Source organism: Fulvivirga sedimenti (genome assembly GCF_020328055.1).
The window spans coordinates 444,613-461,699 of record NZ_JAIXNE010000004.1 but is presented as its reverse complement, the minus strand read 5'-3'; the positions used below and the strand labels follow the sequence as shown (position 1 = coordinate 461,699).

Sequence of the window (17,087 nt, the reverse complement as noted above, 5' to 3'; positions counted from 1 at the left end):
GTGATTCTGCCTCTGAAATGATTTCTATGAATAATCAAAGTGAGCAAAAAGAAATGCGGCAGTTCCTTGCATTGGGCGATTCTTATACGATTGGTGAATCCGTGGGGGAGGATGACCGCTGGCCTGTTCAACTTGCAGAGGAGATTAATAGTTTAGCTGACTCAGCATTTGCAGCTCCGGTAATCATCGCCAGAACCGGATGGCGAACGGATGAGCTGATCTCTGCAATTGGTGACAGGAAACCTACAGACGATTTTGACCTGGTTAGTCTTCTGATCGGGGTGAATAATCAATATCAGCAGCGTCCGGTTGAGGATTATCGAAAGGAATTCCGTGACCTGGTCGAAATAGCGATTCAAAAAGCCCGGGGTAATCCCGATAGAGTGTTGGTTGTGTCGATCCCTGACTATGGCTATACACCGTTTGGTGCCGCCAACAAGGAGAAGATTTCTGCCGAACTGGATAACTATAACGAGATAAACAGATCCATCGCCCAAGAATATGATGTGATTTATGTTTCCATTACCGATATTTCCCGGAGTACCGATGCGTCACTCGTGGCAGATGATAATCTGCACCCATCGGCAAGGCAATATGAGTTATGGGTGGAGCGGATTCTGGCCAGCGAACGATTTGCCGCAGAATTTCTGAATGATTAAGCGCCTTTGGCTACCCGCAAGGTTCTTGCAAGTAAAAGGGCCAGCAGACTAAAAACGACGGCGATCCATCCTACATTTTCATAACCTACCAGTGCCTTGGCGCCTTCAGTAACTTCCGATGGTCGTTCTGTGATCATCGTACCCGCTATCAGTGTTGCCAATCCGCTACTCATTTGCTGAATGGATGACCGTGCGCTCATGAAGCTTCCGCGGTTCTCAGGCCTTATCACAGAGGTAACCATGGTGGTCGACGGGACCATTCGTCCATTCGCCAGCACAAAAAATAATCCACTCACAACCAACGCCTCCCACAATGGGATTGGCGGCATATGTGTTATAATGATGATTGGTATGAGCACGAGAAATCCGAATATCGTGAATACTTTCAGTCTGCCATTCTTGTCTGCCATTCTGCCTACCCAGGGCGATGAAAATATGGTAAGAGCACCGCCAACCAGGTAGATATAGGTAAGCTCCTGTTCGGTAAAACCTACATTTCCCACCATGTAAGGTGCAATGAACGGGATGATCGTGAAGTGACCAAACATAAGAACTGAAGTGAATAAGAGTCCAAGAAGCGGATTCTTTCGCCCAAAGACATTTTTTATAACTTCCTTAATACCAGCAGGTTTTTGCCCTTCAGCTAAATGAGATTTGAAAGCAGGCACCAGGAACCTGATCATAAAAAGGATGGCCAGGGAAATTCCTGCCAGGAAGAAGAAGGGTGCCTGCCAGCTAAAGAGGCTGGCCAGATACAATCCGAACGGAACACCAAAAACTGAAGCAGCCGAGAACGATGCCATCACAATCCCAATACCTGCTGCCCTGCGTTCAAGCGGAATGGCATCGCTGACAATTGAGAGGATTAGCGCTCCTAAAACACCGCCAAAAGCACCTGCAAGGCAGCGGGACAACAGGAGGATTTGATAATTTGGCGCCAGAGCGCAAGCGATCGTACCGAGTAAAAAGCCGGTATAAATGAAAACGAGACTGCTTTTACGATCGAATCGGTCAATCAGAAATGCAGCAAGGAAACCACTTGCACCCGCTGTGAATGAATAGGAAGATACCAGGAAGCTAAATTGCTGCGGGGTAATATCGAAAAGGCGCATTAGTTGCGGACCTAGCGGCATCATGATCATGAAATCCATAATATGGGTGAACATGGCACTTGCCAGGATCAGCAGGAATAATCGCTCTTTGTTCATTCGGATGTCATCAAATATCGTTTATTGTTCAATCCACTTGCCTTCACATGCCAGCGTGTTTAGCGGCAGCCTTTTGCGGGGTGCGCGTTCGCTTTCTTCCAAATCCTCAGGCAGGACCGATGGATCTCCCCCGTAATAGCCCACTGCTACAGCCGTGGTAATGTGAAAGCCTTCCTGAACATTAAATATTTCCTGGAGTTTCTTCCAGTCCAACCCTGCCATGTGATGTACAGCCAGTCCCATGCTTTGGGCCTGTAAACTCAGATTACCCATGGCTAGTCCGAGGTCGTGCAACGCGTGAAAATTTTCTTTACCCGAGTTAAACTTTTCTTTATATGCGGTCAGAATGATTACAGGGGCATTTTTTACCCACTGTTGATTAAATTCCGCCAGGTGTTTCAGTATTATTTTATAGGCATCTGATTCTCGTTTTGCATAGATGAATCGCCATGGCTGTTCGTTCATTGAGCTGGCAGCCCACCTTGCTGCTTCAAAAAGTGTATAGATGGCCTCGTCGCTTACGGGAGTATCTGCAAAAACGCGTGGACTCCACCGGGATTTAATTAAAGGGTGAATAGGAAAGGTTGTATTTGCTTCTTTTATCATAAGATGGAAAGTTAAATAAACTAACGGAAAACTAACGGAGAAGTCCTGAACGTTGTTCATTAAAATACAGTCATTAATTCGTGGTGAAAGAGGCAACATAATAACGCACGTAAGTAATGGTTGGGAATTCAAATGTTTAGCTAGCAATAAATTGCAATCTTCGAGATACAGAAAATTTCTACCGTTTACCGAAAATTTCTGTTCATTGGTCTTGAAGTTTATGTCAAAATTCAAAATGAACGTACCTTCAATGATTGAATGAGGGGTTTAAATAGTGATTCATAATTGTATGATTAAGAGGGATTTGATATTATTGGTTGAGGATGATGATACGGATGCGTTCATCGCACGTACATTATTGTTGCGGCAGGAGCCCGGGTTAAAGATTGAGAGACTCAACCATGGACTTGAAGCGCAAAAATATCTGGACGAGTTCGATGAGATGCCGTCGCTGATTATTCTTGATCTGAACATGCCTTTCCTGAATGGGCGTGATTTTTTAAAGGAACTCAGAAGTTATCCCGAAGGCAGAGAATGTGAAGTGGTTGTGCTGAGCAGTTCTGAAAATAAAGAGGACCTTCGTCAGTGTAAAGAACTGGGTGTCACCAATTATTTCATTAAGCCTCTTACACTTGATATGGCCAATAAGATTATTTCTCTTTCACGGTCTACTGCAGGTTGATAAACTTTTATCTTTGACGGCCGTCGATATTTACTTATTTTTCTAAAATATTAATCAACCCTTTCACACATGAAAAGATTACTGGTACCCACTGATTTTTCGCCAGCATCCGAAGATGCATTGAAACTTGCTTCCAGCATCGCAGATAAATCAGGCGCAGAAATATATCTGGTCAATTTTACCGAACACCCCTTTGATGAATCCTTTACTACAACAGGGGACATGCGAGCTAAATTTGATGATGAGGAAACACTCTTTACAGTCCAGTTGATACGCAGGAATAATGAGCGTCTTCAGGCACTGGCTACTAAATATACTGAAGGCCGCGTAATCAATATCCAGGTTTACGGACAGGACCTGGTAGACGGAGTTGAAGAATATGTGCATGATAAAAACATTGATCTGATCGTGATGGGAACAACCGGTGAGGAAACTGCACGAGAATTCTTCACAGGAAATCATACCGAGCAAATCATTGAAAAAGCCACCGTTCCCGTGCTTTCGCTTAGAAGCGGACAGGAAAACGTAAACTTTGAAAACGTGGTAGTGGGTATTGAACTGGATTCAGATTCCAAGGATAATTTCCGTGCGGCCACTCAACATCTGAATGCCTTCGCAGCCGCGATGAGCTCCAAACTACATCTGGTCCATATCAGTAAACCTGGTGATAAGAACAGGGATGAGGTAGAAGCCCAGATTCATTCTTTTGCAAAAAAATTCAACATTGAAAATTACACATCCAATCTTCATTATTCCGATGATATTGAAGATGGACTAACACGATTTGCGCGATTGAATGAAGCAGGCATAATCGCTGTTCTGTCACATGCGGAAGGAGGTTTTTTCAGGATATTTTCGTCCAGCGTGTCCGAAGAACTCAGTAAAGAATCTGAAGTGCCTGTCTTAAGCATTAATCTGCACAATGTATAAGGCAGATTAGCCTCAAAAAACATTTTAAAGCCAGTGGAATCACTGGCTTTTTTGTTTCTTTGATGTAATGTTTAACCGGAGTTTATTATTATCAGGGATCATTCTGAGCCTGTTTAGCCTGCTAAGCCTCAGCGCATGCAATACGGTCAAGCCTTATTATGCCAAACAGGAGAAGGAATGGCAGACGCGTCCACTGCCCGAATCTGAGCCCGACCACGTGGTTTATCTTATCGGTGATGCCGGTGATCTTCAGGCAGAAGATCCCATAGGAACAATCCTGACCACACAGCTCGCAACCCATCCTGATGGGGCAAGTTCATTAATATTTTTGGGGGATAATATATATCACTACGGTCTTCCGCTGCCAGACGCGCCCGATAGAAAGGAAAAGGAAGAGATCATCGAAAACCAAATGAAACTGGCTGATGGTTATTCCGGAAACACCTTTTTTATTCCGGGAAATCATGACTGGAATAAGTCAAAGGAGGGAGGTCTCAGTGCGATTCGCAGGGAGGAGAATTATGTAGAAGCCCATTTTGGCGGTCAGAATGTTTTTCGCCCTGACAACGGATGCCCCGGCCCGGTAGAATTGCAATTAACCGATTCCCTGGTTTTAGTTATAATAGATTCAGAATGGTGGCTTCATAAATATGAGACAGGGCTTGGCATTAAGGATGGCTGTTCGGTAGATTCCCGGGAACAGTTTGTTGAGCAGCTTTATGCGGCACTGGAATCTAATTCGGAACGGGAAGTACTCCTGGTTGCACATCATCCGGTAGTTACAAACGGTGTTCACGGAGGTCATTTCGGGTTTTTGGATCACCTTTTTCCTTTGCGTAATGTTCGGAATTACCTGTATGTCCCGCTTCCTGTAATTGGTTCGATTTATCCGGTTGCCCGAATGAGTGGCGTTTCCAGGCAGGATACACCCAATAAGGTTTTTAAATCTTATAAAGCTATCATCGATACAGCTTTCACTAAACATCCCAGGCTGATTTACGCTTCAGGTCACGAGCATAATCTGCAAATGATTGAAAAGGACAACATACGGCAGATCATAAGTGGAGCTGGTTCAAAACTCAATTATGCTGCAAGTGGTCATAAAGCAAACTTTGTGCATCAGAACAGGGGATACAGCCGAATGTTATACTATGCTTCCAGCGAAATTTGGGTAGAATTCGTAGCTGTTGATCCGGAGAATGGAGAAGGAAGGGTGGTGTATCGCAAACAAATTTTTTAGTCTTTTTTCATTGAAAATAAATTCGCTTTTACCGCAAATTCATTTTTTTAATATTTAATGCGGAGATTCGCATTATGAGCAAAATCGTGATTTCATTCCTGATCGCCGCTTTATTATTGATAGCGTTTTTCACGTATCAGGCGTATACTTCTTCAACACAATCCCTGAAGATCCGGTATAATGTGCAAACTACACTCGCTGCGTATGACGATATTACACTTCAGATAAAGGATGCGTATGAGCAGGTATTGATTTTTAATCTTTCTGGCGACCGGAGCCATATCGACCGGTACCTTGGCTCTGAAGAAAATATTTATCGAAAACTCTCGGAAATTGAAGGGATGGTTTCTGAATTGGGACGAAGCGACTTGCCCTCAGATAGCCTTCGAACCCTGATATCGCGCCAGTTTCTGCGGATGGAGAAATTCCGGCTGCGAAACGACGCATCACTTGTTAACGATACGCTTTCATTAAAGCTGCTGAATGAATCCCTGGAAGATCAAAACCGTATTCAGGAAACGATAGATCATGATAAAGACAGTATCGCGGGATTATCGGAAAACCTTGGACAATCAGGGGTTCTAACTCCGGCATTCATCGCATTTCTTGCGCTTTTGGGAATCGGAAGTGTGGTTTATATTAGCCGGCAGGTAGTGAAAATGGAAGGGGAGGTCGCTGGAATCGAGGAAAAATTGCGTAAAAATCAACAGATTCTGAGTGAGGAGATTGAAGATCGGGAGAGGCTTGAATCTTCCAGGAATCTGATCCTGAATATTTCAGATGAGTTTTGGGTGGAAGTTCGTCCGGTTCGTGACCTTGATGAAACTGTTGATTTCCACGTGAACATGATGAATTCGAAGGCTGATGCGATCCTCCGTCCGGATGGGGAAACATCTCTTCAACGGATTCTTTCAAAGACGCTGACTGAGGACACCCGGGACCAGTTTCTGGATGAATTGATTGAAGCTTCAGAATCAGGGGATTTAAGGACAACCCAATTCAGACTCGAGCATGAGAATGTGGCAGGTGAGTACGGTGTGCTGATTCAGCCTCATAAGGATATTCTGTTACTGAAGGGATTATACAAAGGATATGTCTCTGAACTCGAAATGAGAATATCAGAATTAGAGCAGGAAAACAGTTATTGGTTCAATGAGTCCGGAAATTATCTGGCGGTTTTAAATTCCCAGGGAAAAGTTATCCGAATGAATCAGGCCTTCTCTGAATTTGCGGGAGCTGCAGAGTCCGGTCGTGACTACCTCTGGGATATTCCGGTATTTGAGAAATCCGAATCTGACAAGCATGAACTTCGGCAGGCCATCCGTGAATTGTCGGAATCAAACATTATCGTAACCATTAGTAAGATTGTTTCCGGCGGGAAATTGCATGGAATTCTGGATAAAAGGAACCAGATCAATTCAATTTTGGTAATCATACCAGAAACCACTGAAAAAGATTAAATTTTCTCTGAATGAAATCTATCAATCCATATAATCTGAGTGTCATCCGTGAGTATGAACCCATGTCCTGGGCACAGGTGGATGATCTTTTGCATAAAGGTGCCAATGCCTGGGAAACATGGAAGTTCAGCAGTTGGACATTGCGTTCCCATCACATGAAAAAAGCCGCAGCCATTTTACGCGAAAGGAAACATGCCCTGGCAGATTTGATGATGGAGGAGATGGGCAAACGCAGAAAGGACGGTATTGGCGAGATTGAGAAATGTGCCTGGGTTTGTGACTATTATGCTGAGAATGCCGAAAGTTTTCTCAGAAAGGAAGAAATAGAAAGTGATGCATCACAAAGCTTTGTCGCTTTCAGGCCACTTGGGGTCGTGCTGGCAGTTATGCCCTGGAATTTTCCGTTTTGGCAGGTTTTCAGGTTCCTGGCACCAGCCTTAATGGCTGGTAATGCCGCAGTATTGAAACATGCTTCAAATGTTACCGGATGTGCACTGGCCATTCAGGATATTATTTCCAGTGCAGGATTCCCCAGGAACCTGTTCAGCACACTTATCGTTCCTTCCTCGGATGTGGCTGATATTATTGAGCACCCGGTTATCAAGGCGGTGACCCTCACGGGAAGCACGCCAGCAGGGAGGTCCGTAGCAGAATCTGCAGGAAGGGCCATTAAAAAGTCGGTTCTTGAACTTGGAGGGAGTGATCCTTATGTAATCTTGAAAGATGCGCCCCTCGAGGAAACAGTAGAGTCATGTGTTACCAGCCGACTGATTAATGCGGGACAAAGCTGTATTGCAGCGAAACGATTTATTGTTCATGCCGACATATATGATGAGTTTTTGGATCGCATGAAATCTAAGATGTCTGAGGTTTCCATGGGTGACCCTGCCGATGATCATACAGGCATCGGGCCTATGGCGCGTATCGATCTGCGCGATGAGCTGCATAAACAGGTCAAAGATAGTATCAAGGCAGGTGCGGTGTGTATACAGGGAGGAGATATTCCGGATTTGCCTGGAGCCTTTTACCCGCCTACCATTCTTGCTGATGTTATTCCCGGAATGCCGGCATTCGATGAAGAGCTATTCGGACCGGTTGCGGCTGTAATAAGAGCTGAAAGCGAAGAGGAGGCTTTTGATCTTGCCAATCAAACAATATTTGGACTGGGAGCGGCTGTATTTACATCCGATATAAATCATGGTCGTGAAATCGCTGAAAAATACCTGGATGCAGGCTGTTGCTTTGTAAATGATTTTGTGAAATCAGATCCGCGGTTGCCCTTTGGCGGGATAAAGACCTCGGGCTACGGACGGGAATTATCCTCGTTTGGAATTCGCGAATTTGTTAATATCAAGACGGTCTACGTAAAATAAAAAAGGCCCTCCGGGTATTCAGGAAGGCCTTTTTCTCCAAGCTAGGATCTGATTAATTTCTTCACTTCCTTTCGAAGATTATCCAAACTGGATTCCAGTCTTTCAATCCGTTTCGAATCGATTAATCCGGCAGAGGTAAAAGCGGTTGTCACTTTTCCCTTTATGACCCAGATTTCATCGATCTTGTCGTGATGTAAATTAAGATTCTTTACTTTTCGGTTGTCACTTTTCAGAATAAGAACGTGTTTTTCATTGGCATAGAAATGTACCCGCCGGATGATAACCCCGTCTTTATTCACGATTACCGCCAATGTGCCGTTTTCAATGGTTGTATGATCTGAAACAGGTGTACCGATCACATATTCCTTTGGTGATAATGATGGAGCCATAGCATCGTCTGCGACCTCAAACATGCGATAATTACCATCTTCAAAGCCTGGGATCAGAAACATGTCCAGTCCCTTTATAAAATCACCCTGATTGAACTTTTTGGCATATTGTTTTTGCTGACTGGCTTTCACCAGTGGAAGCCCCGGCTTCTTCACCCCGGTCGCTTTTACTACGACTTGTTTTACTTCTTTTTGTTTAGGGTGTTCACTTTCACCATTCATGAAAATGTTTCCCTGCCCGTTTACTACCCAATTGCAGTTTACATTCAGCTCATGGCTGATGTTTCGTAATGTCTCGAGCGAAATTTGCGATTTTCCATTTTCGATTTGCGATAAGGCGCCCTGCGAAATGTGGATTTTCTTTGCAAAATTCACCTGCGACAATTGCAGCATGTTGCGAAGCATAATGATTCGCTCTGGTTTGAATTCGTTGTCAATGTTCATGAAAATAAGGTTACTTTAGTTGAGTTGAATTTTTATATTACTTCATATAGGTTGGTTTTTATTGAGTTAGCAATATACCATTAATTAATAAGTTAAACCAGTTACAAGGTCCAGCAAAGCTACAATTCACTGCCATGATCTGGACTGCTGGTATAGACTTCCGAAACTTGATCAGCGACCCTGTTTAACTGTCCTATACGCTGCTTTAAAATTTCAGCATGCTGCGGTCCAATACGGTTGTAAATTGGTTCCGGGTAGGCCCTGAAAGCGTCTTCAATTACCGATTCAGATAAATTGGTTTGCAGTGAATCAGCGATTCTTATCCATTCTTTTGATGAAATCGATGGCAGTAACACCGAATCTAATTCCTTTCCATTGATCAAATAGCCGGAAATATCATCTATGTCAGCCACAAATGACTGGAATTTAGGGTTTACGCGAATCGCTAATGCATTGATCAGCCCGTCGTGAAACTTGTAAAATGCCATATCCCTGTCCATGGGAAGTGGATGTGCGGTAAATGTCGAATCGACTGACCATTTCCACTGCTTTCCGTGCCGGTCCCAGTCGCCTATTGCAATATCAAATAACCTGCAATAGGCATATTCAGAGACATTAACTTTGATCTTACCTGCTGATAAAAGTTCAAGCATACTGGTGGAAGAGATCACCGTCTGAGGACGACCGGTTAGATCATGGCCTTGCCAGGTTTGATCAGGCTCTATCTCCAGAAGCATTATTCTGTTGGCGAGCAACTTTTTGTATTCTTCCGGAACCATATGGCTGTCTTTGATGAAATACAATTTCGGTTGTGTGGAAAAAATTCCCGCGGATCGTGCCAGCCGATCGACAACAGTGGCAGCAAATGGGTCCAACGCTGAGGCCTGATCCCTGAATAGCGTGCGAATTCCTGTTTTTTGCAACCAAAATGGTAAAGCGTTGGCCTGATCTTTATTTACCGAACGTAACGTATATGATAATCCATTTTCATCTTCCAGAGCAAAACTCGTTGTCTGCTGCCCGCCGCCGAGTTCAGTAATTAACAAACGCGATGAATCATTCATCCATTGAAATACAGGTAGTGTCACCGGGACAGACCAAAGTTCACGATGATGCGTTCCCAGTAACCACGTAATCACTGTTCCACGGTCATAGAAATCAGAAATGCCAGCGGTAGTGTATGTATCGGAGTCCCTTATGATATACCTGCCGGATAAACGGTCGGAACCATCAAAAGCCGCTGTTTCACGGGCGTTGAAAATATTTGGCAAAAGCAGCAGGAATACCCCTGATACAAGTATCATGATGGTTTGAACGCGAATAATACGATGCATCATGCCGAATTCGATTCAATATTACAATCAACTATTTCCAGCTCCCCGGCAGTTCCAGACGATAATGATACACATTCCGGAAAGGACGAAAGAAAACCCATCCCATGCGGTAAAAATCAATAGTCATGGTTACTGAATCATGCTGCCGGATTTCATTCCATGCAGCAGACATTTCAACAGACCAATGAATATCATCCAGTATCACAATGCTTTCCTCATTCACATAATGCAGAATTTTGTTGAAGTAATCAATGGTTGGGGAGAAGCGGTGATTGGCATCGATGTAGGCAAGATCTACATGTCCCATTGTTTTTAGCGCCTGATCAAGCGTGTCATCTATATTTCCACGGATTAGCGAAATATTCTCCCGATTTATTTTTTTAAAATTTTCAAGAGCCAGCCTGATCAGATCAGGATTTGCTTCCATCGTGGTCACCTGTACGTCAGGATTATCAGAAAGATAAAGTGTGGTAAGTCCGAGAGAAGTACCAAGTTCAAGCACATTCCTATATTTTCTTTCTGAAATAAGTCGGTTGATCACACATGCGATCTGTGGTGTTGTACTTCCATCACGGGCAATTTGACGAAGAGACCTGTCGCTCTGATGAGATATAGCACCAAAAGTTGGTAATTTGATATGTTGTTCTGAAGTATAGCCCTGACGAATTTCTTCGATCAGTGGAAAAGATGCAGGACGCTCTTTTCCGCAAATGACACGATCATATAGATCATATATGAATGGTTCATGCAATGAATGACGCCCGGTTGAAAGCAACCAATGGCGCAGAAACATCGTTGCCTGATGGGTGAATGACAATACTAGTTGAGCTTGAAGGGAACAATAAGGCTGAATTCCGGAATCTTCACCTCAAACTGCTTACCGTCAACAATGCGTTCCATAAGGTAAGTACCTGTCATTTTCCCTAAACCTGATTTCAAATTACATCCCGAAACATATTCATGCTTCTGACCGGGTTCGAGCACAGGTTGTTGCCCGACAACACCTTCGCCTTCCACTTCCCGGGTTCGGGCACCGGCATCATAAATGTGCCAATGGCGTCGCAACAGCTGAATTGTGTTTTCACTTTGGTTCTCAATATGTACGCGATAGGTGAAAACAAAATGATACTGACTAGGGCTGGAGTACACTGGTTGATACTCCGTGACCACGCTTACTTTGATCCCCTGTGTGATTTCAGTCACCATATTCAATAATACGATTATTTATAGTATTAACGTCGTTAAAAGATAAGAAGTTATAACTTTAAAAGAGTATTTTTTCTATTGCAAAACATATGGATGTACGAATTGAACCTTCCTGGAAGGAGAAGTTAAATGGGGAGTTTGAGAAACCTTATTTTCTTGATCTGGTGAAATTTGTAAAGGAGGAATACCAGCAATTCACGATTTATCCCCCCGGGCCGAAAATCTTTAACGCTTTTGCACAATGCCCTTATGATCAGGTTCGAATCGTCATACTGGGTCAGGATCCCTATCACGGTGCCGGGCAGGCACACGGCCTCTGTTTTTCGGTTCCTGACGGTATTGCTAAACCACCATCACTTCAGAATATTTTTAAGGAGATTTCGAATGATATAGGAATTCCGGTCTCGGAAAGCGGAAACCTTGAACGTTGGGCGGATCAGGGCGTGTTACTGCTGAATGCGACGCTTACAGTGCGCGCATCCTCGCCGGGCTCCCATCAGAACAAGGGCTGGGAGATTTTCACCGATGCGGTGGTCAGAAAGTTGTCGGAAGATAAGAATGGCCTCGTGTTTCTGTTATGGGGTGCTTATGCACAGCGTAAAGGAGAAATAATCGATACTAACCGACACCTTGTACTCAAAGCCGCTCACCCTTCACCCTTTGCAGCACACAAAGGCTTCTTCGGTTGTCGCCATTTCAGTAAATCAAATGAATTTCTGACCAAAAATGGTCGTAGTCCCGTCTTATGGTAATTTAGTTGAAATGAGGCAGGTAAATTTTATTACATTAGGGGTCTTTATTATGAGAAAGGGTGCCATACTTTTTTTTATGCTGTTCCTGTTCAGCGGATCCTTTGCCCAGGCGCCGGTTCTGAACAGTAATCCCGGATCTGTCCGCTGGGACCAGGTGGTTACACCTTCCTTTCAGGTTATCTTCCCGTCGGGTTACGATCAACAGGCGCTGCGAATTGCTAATACACTCGAACATCTGAAGGGGCAGGAGGCAAAGACCATGTCTGTTACGCCTGTACCCAGAATTCCAATCGTTCTTAATCAGTTTCAATCAATCAGCAATGCATTTGTTACCATGGGCCCATGGCGTTCTGAGTTCAATCTGATGCCATCTCCGCGGCCAGAACTGTTAGGTACCAATACGTGGGACGATCTGATTTCGGCCCACGAATATCGCCACGTTGTTCAGTTTCATCATAGCCGCAGAGGTATAAACAAGATCCTGTATTACATATTCGGACAGCAAACACAGGCTGGAATGGCCTTTGCCGCGGTGCCCCGATGGTTTTGGGAAGGGGATGCCACACTCATTGAAACCCTTTATTCAGGAAGCGGGAGGGGACGCATTCCCGCCTTTGGCCGGGTGTTCCGGGCCAATTTACTTGAAGAAAAAAGATATAATTACAACAAACAGCACCTTCGGAGTTATAAGGATTTTGTGCCGGATCATTACAAGCTTGGTTACTACTTTGTTGCTCATATACGGCGCAGGACAGGAGATCCGCAAATTTGGGAAAAGATTACGGGTGATGCCTTCAGTAAGTCCCTGGTTCCATTTACGTTTTCAAATTCCATGAAGAAGTACACCGGTACTCACCTGGTTCCGAATTATGAAATGATGATGGATGAGTTGTCTGAAATATGGCAGGCAGAAGAGGCGGAAGTCATTTTCGATAACCCCGGTGACGTGAACCGCAGGAAGGAAACAACGTTTACCGACTATTTATATCCCCAGCAGTTGGAGGACGGCCGAATTGTAGCCCTCATGAGCGGCCTGGGTGATTTTTCGCAGTTTGTTACGTTCAATAGTCAGGGGTTCCCTGAAAAGCTCTTTATCCCGGGAGTGATCAACGATGCCGGAATGCTGTCAGCGCGGGGAAGTAAAATTGTATACAATGAATTCCAATTCGATCCGAGGTGGCGAAACCGTACACACAGCGTGTTGAAAATGTATGATATTTCCACGGGACGAATTAAAACTCTTTCAAAAGGCACGAGGTACATAGGTGCAGATCTCGCTCCTGATGAACGGAAGGTGGTGACCTCAGAATCAACCACAGATCAGACGGGCAGGCTGGTTGTCCTTGATGCGCTCACTGGAACCCGGCTGAATACAACATCTAATGCGGCTGGCTCCGTGTATCTCATGCCACGATGGAACGGGGATGAGGTTATCGCGGTCAGGCTGGACGACCAGGGAAAAAAACTCATTGCATATGATTATCTGCGTAATACAGAACAGGTTCTCTGGGATGCAGGGGATGAAAACATCGCCCACCCTGTACCGTATGATTCTGTAATATTTTACAATACACCTCGTACGGGCATCGACAACATTTTTGCATTCGACCGGTCGGCAGGTATCCACTACCAGGTGACCAACAGTCGATATGGCGCCTATAATCCGGAGGTAAGTGAAGATGGTCAGTGGATCATCTACAACGAACATCGTCTCAATGGCATGGATGTGGTGCGCAAAAGGATCCAGCGTGATCTCTGGCAGCAGGTTCCGGATTCTGTGCCGCAACCGGAAATGTATTTCGAACCTTTGCTGGCGCAGGAAGGAGGGGATATACTCGATTCGATTCCGCAGCAGGATTTTGTGGTACAAAAGTACAGCAAGGCGGCCCATATGTTTAATATCCATAGTTGGGGACCGTTGGCTTCCACCGATCTCAATTCCATTGAAGTGGGTGTAGCGAGCAAGGATGTCCTGAGCACCACACAGCTACGAGCCGGTTATATATATGATCTTAGTGAAGAAACTGGTGATATTTACGCAGAAATCAGCTATCAGGGGCTATATCCGATCCTTGATTTTGGTGTGGAACTGGGCAACCGCCGATCCAACCGGGGAGGATTTGACGACGGTCGGGAAGTGGTGTTTGACTGGAAGGAAACCACTATTTATGGTGGAGTTCGATTGCCATTCCTGCTGACCAGATCCAAAATGCTCAGTGAGTTTACAATTTCGGAGAGGGTGGAGTATACGCGCGTTTCTCAATTCACAAATCCAACAGCTCCGCCAAGGGTGGATGATTCGGTGTTTGTGCAGCGACTGGTTCCACTCTTAAGGAGTCCGCGTGACAGCCTTGCATTGTTTTTTGAAGATGAGCTGGCTGATGGGAACCTCATTTCGAACAACCTGTCTGTTACCTATTATGCGCTGTTGAAGCGCAGTGAGCGCGATATCAACAGTCGGTATGGCATTATTTTGAATGGCCGCTGGCTTTCCACGCCATTCGGAGGGGACTTTAGCGCGCATACATATGCGGCAAGGGCAACGGTTTATCTGCCGTCGCCATTGCAGCTGACCGGAATGCCTGCCTTTAAGCATCATTCGCTTTTTTTTACTGGTGCCTGGCAGTCTTCAGACATGGAGTTGACCAAAGATCTGTATGTCTTCAGGAATCAAATACCGCGACCACGGGGATATTCATATCCCTTGTATCCTGAATTCCAATATGCCGGAGTAAATTATACGCTGCCACTATGGTATCCTGATATTTCACTGGGGCCGGTCCTTTTCATCAAACGGTTGAGAGCCAATCTTTTCTATGATTATGGTAAAGGGACAACAAAATTCTTTTTCTATGATTACAAGAATAATGTCGGTTTGGAAACACCGGAGCAGACAGATATTTTCAGGTCTGCAGGCATAGAAGCCTCCCTTGATTTGCATGTGATGCGCTTCCCGCAGGAGTTTGGTGTGGGGGTACGATATTCAAGACTTTTAACAACTGGAGAAAACACTGTTAATATTCTTCTGAATATTGATTTCTGAAACTGACTAAATTAGAAATCATTTATTTTGTCAAAAGTAGATATAACCGCTATTTTTGACGTTCATTTACGTAAAGACAAAAATAATGGCTGAAGTAATTCGAATGCCCAAAATGAGCGACACCATGGAGGAAGGTGTGATTTCCTCCTGGCTGGTAAAGGAAGGCGATAAAGTAAAATCAGGCGATATTCTCGCCGAGGTTGAGACTGATAAGGCCACCATGGAACTCGAGTCATATGAAGACGGGGTATTGTTACATATTGGTGTAAAGGAAAAGGATAGTGTTCCGGTTGATGGCGTGATTGCGATCATCGGTGAAAAGGGTGAAGACATATCAGGTCTTCTGAAAGAAATGAATTCCGAAGGAGGCGAAGCTAAAAGCGATTCTTCTGCACCGAAGGAAGAAAAGAAAGAGGAGGCTCCTGCTGCAGCAGAGATTGATACATCGTCAATCAATGCATCGGTCATCACAATGCCGAAAATGAGTGATACGATGACGGAGGGAACGATTGCTTCCTGGCTGAAGAAGAAGGGTGATGAAGTGAAGTCCGGAGACATACTGGCAGAAGTGGAAACCGACAAAGCGACCATGGAGCTTGAAGCGTATGAAGACGGAACGCTTCTCTACGTTGGGGTTGAAGAAGGGAATGCGGTGCCGGTAGATGATGTAATCGCCATTATCGGGGAAAAAGGGGCCGACTACGAAACACTGCTGAAAGCCCATAAACAAAAGTCAGCCTCCGAAGAAAAAACAGAAAAGGAACCTGCTAAAGAAGAAGCGGTGAGCACTCCTGCAGCCAGCAATGGTGCAGCGAAAGCAACACCCGTTCAGCAACCTGCGGTAGCGCAGTCCGGTGGTGCCAGTAATGGCCGTGTGAAAGCTTCTCCACTGGCTAAAAAGATGGCCGAGGATCTTGGATATAGGCTCGACGAGATTCCTGGCAGCGGGGATAACGGCCGAATTGTGAAGCGTGATGTTGAACAGTTCACACCTGCCCAGGCTCAGCCAGCCGCAACCACGTCCGGCGCTGCAGAAATGGCTATTCCTGCCGTAGTAGGTGAGGAACGGTTTACTGAGGAAGCAGTCTCCCAAATGCGTAAGACAATTGCGAAGAGACTTTCAGAAAGCAAATTTACCGCACCGCATTTCTATCTGACCATGGAGATCAATATGGATAAGGCCGTTGAGGCCCGTAAATCCATGAATGAATATGCTCCGGTGAAGATTAGTTTTAACGACATGGTGATCAAGGCGGTTGCGGCAGCGCTTCGCCAGCATCCGGATGTGAATTCTTCCTGGCTGGGTGATAAAATCAGGTACAACCAGCATATTCATATCGGAGTGGCAGTCGCGGTTGATGAGGGACTCCTGGTTCCGGTGATCCGCTTTGCTGATAATAAATCATTGTCCCATATTTCCGCTGAAGTAAAGCAACTTGCTGAGAAAGCACATAGCAAAAAGCTTCAGCCGAGTGACTGGGAAGGAAATACATTCACCATTTCGAATCTGGGAATGTTTGGCATTGAGGAATTTACGGCCATCATTAATCCGCCTGACGCCTGTATTCTGGCCGTCGGAGGTATCAAGCAAACTGCCGTAGTGAAAGACGGGGCACTCGTACCGGGCAACGTGATGAAGGTGACCCTGTCTTGCGATCACCGCGTGGTGGATGGCGCAAAAGGTGCTGCATTCCTCAAAACCCTGAAGGGTCTGCTTGAAGATCCGGTCAGGATACTGATTTAAGACAATTTTAAATTCGA

At 45.0% G+C, this 17,087-nt stretch carries 15 protein-coding genes; 9 read left to right on the top strand and 6 right to left on the bottom strand.

Annotated features, from left to right (window positions below):
• Positions 1-26: 26 nt before the first annotated feature.
• Complete coding sequence (locus LDX50_RS20005; protein ID WP_225697978.1) at positions 27-659, top strand: SGNH/GDSL hydrolase family protein; 633 nt, start codon at positions 27-29, stop codon at positions 657-659.
• Here LDX50_RS20005 and LDX50_RS20000 read toward each other — a convergent pair.
• Together LDX50_RS20000 and LDX50_RS19995 are read right to left on the bottom strand one after the other, a co-directional pair.
• Positions 656-1,867 (bottom strand): MFS transporter, encoded by a 1,212-nt coding sequence (locus LDX50_RS20000; RefSeq protein WP_225697977.1) that lies wholly within the window; start codon positions 1,865-1,867, stop codon positions 656-658. The genes LDX50_RS20005 and LDX50_RS20000 overlap by 4 nt on opposite strands.
• Positions 1,868-1,888: 21 nt before the next feature.
• Complete coding sequence (locus LDX50_RS19995) at positions 1,889-2,473, bottom strand: nitroreductase family protein (protein WP_225697976.1); 585 nt, start codon at positions 2,471-2,473, stop codon at positions 1,889-1,891.
• Between the two features lie 289 nt (positions 2,474-2,762).
• Between LDX50_RS19995 and LDX50_RS19990 the strand changes: the two genes are divergently transcribed.
• The 5 genes from LDX50_RS19990 to LDX50_RS19970 all read left to right on the top strand — a co-directional run bounded on the left by LDX50_RS19990 (position 2,763) and on the right by LDX50_RS19970 (position 8,158).
• Positions 2,763-3,155 (top strand): response regulator, encoded by a 393-nt coding sequence (locus tag LDX50_RS19990; RefSeq protein WP_225697975.1) that lies wholly within the window; start codon positions 2,763-2,765, stop codon positions 3,153-3,155.
• A gap of 69 nt (positions 3,156-3,224) precedes the next feature.
• Complete coding sequence (locus LDX50_RS19985; RefSeq protein ID WP_225697974.1) at positions 3,225-4,085, top strand: universal stress protein; 861 nt, start codon at positions 3,225-3,227, stop codon at positions 4,083-4,085.
• A 67-nt stretch (positions 4,086-4,152) separates the two neighbouring features.
• Entirely contained in the window at positions 4,153-5,325 is a 1,173-nt protein-coding gene (locus LDX50_RS19980; protein ID WP_225697973.1) for a metallophosphoesterase family protein, read from the top strand.
• 74 nt (positions 5,326-5,399) lie between these two features.
• Positions 5,400-6,785, top strand: a complete 1,386-nt coding sequence (locus LDX50_RS19975; protein ID WP_225697972.1) for a hypothetical protein — start codon at positions 5,400-5,402, stop codon at positions 6,783-6,785.
• A gap of 11 nt (positions 6,786-6,796) precedes the next feature.
• The gene (locus LDX50_RS19970; RefSeq protein ID WP_225697971.1) at positions 6,797-8,158 is read left to right on the top strand and encodes an NAD-dependent succinate-semialdehyde dehydrogenase; all 1,362 of its coding nucleotides are present in this window, start codon (positions 6,797-6,799) and stop codon (positions 8,156-8,158) included.
• Positions 8,159-8,199: 41 nt separating this feature from the next.
• Here the strand turns inward: LDX50_RS19970 and LDX50_RS19965 are convergent, their stop codons facing one another.
• From LDX50_RS19965 to apaG, 4 genes are all read right to left on the bottom strand, one after another.
• Positions 8,200-8,991 (bottom strand): XRE family transcriptional regulator, encoded by a 792-nt coding sequence (locus LDX50_RS19965; RefSeq protein WP_225697970.1) that lies wholly within the window; start codon positions 8,989-8,991, stop codon positions 8,200-8,202.
• A 119-nt stretch (positions 8,992-9,110) separates the two neighbouring features.
• Positions 9,111-10,328: a hypothetical protein gene (locus LDX50_RS19960; RefSeq protein ID WP_225697969.1), complete on the bottom strand. Its 1,218-nt coding sequence runs from the start codon at positions 10,326-10,328 to the stop codon at positions 9,111-9,113.
• A 28-nt stretch (positions 10,329-10,356) separates the two neighbouring features.
• Positions 10,357-11,118 (bottom strand): O-methyltransferase, encoded by a 762-nt coding sequence (locus tag LDX50_RS19955; RefSeq protein ID WP_225697968.1) that lies wholly within the window; start codon positions 11,116-11,118, stop codon positions 10,357-10,359.
• A gap of 26 nt (positions 11,119-11,144) precedes the next feature.
• Complete coding sequence (gene apaG, locus LDX50_RS19950; RefSeq protein ID WP_225697967.1) at positions 11,145-11,531, bottom strand: Co2+/Mg2+ efflux protein ApaG; 387 nt, start codon at positions 11,529-11,531, stop codon at positions 11,145-11,147.
• 89 nt (positions 11,532-11,620) lie between these two features.
• On the opposite strand from apaG, the gene ung reads away from it, so the two are divergent.
• The 3 genes from ung to LDX50_RS19935 all read left to right on the top strand — a co-directional run bounded on the left by ung (position 11,621) and on the right by LDX50_RS19935 (position 17,070).
• Positions 11,621-12,283 carry a uracil-DNA glycosylase gene (gene ung, locus LDX50_RS19945; protein WP_225697966.1) on the top strand — a complete coding sequence of 221 codons (663 nt, stop codon included), beginning with the start codon at positions 11,621-11,623 and terminating at the stop codon, positions 12,281-12,283.
• A 49-nt stretch (positions 12,284-12,332) separates the two neighbouring features.
• Positions 12,333-15,326 carry a TolB-like translocation protein gene (locus LDX50_RS19940; protein ID WP_225697965.1) on the top strand — a complete coding sequence of 998 codons (2,994 nt, stop codon included), beginning with the start codon at positions 12,333-12,335 and terminating at the stop codon, positions 15,324-15,326.
• Between the two features lie 85 nt (positions 15,327-15,411).
• Positions 15,412-17,070: a pyruvate dehydrogenase complex dihydrolipoamide acetyltransferase gene (locus LDX50_RS19935; RefSeq protein WP_225697964.1), complete on the top strand. Its 1,659-nt coding sequence runs from the start codon at positions 15,412-15,414 to the stop codon at positions 17,068-17,070.
• Positions 17,071-17,087: the final 17 nt, after the last annotated feature.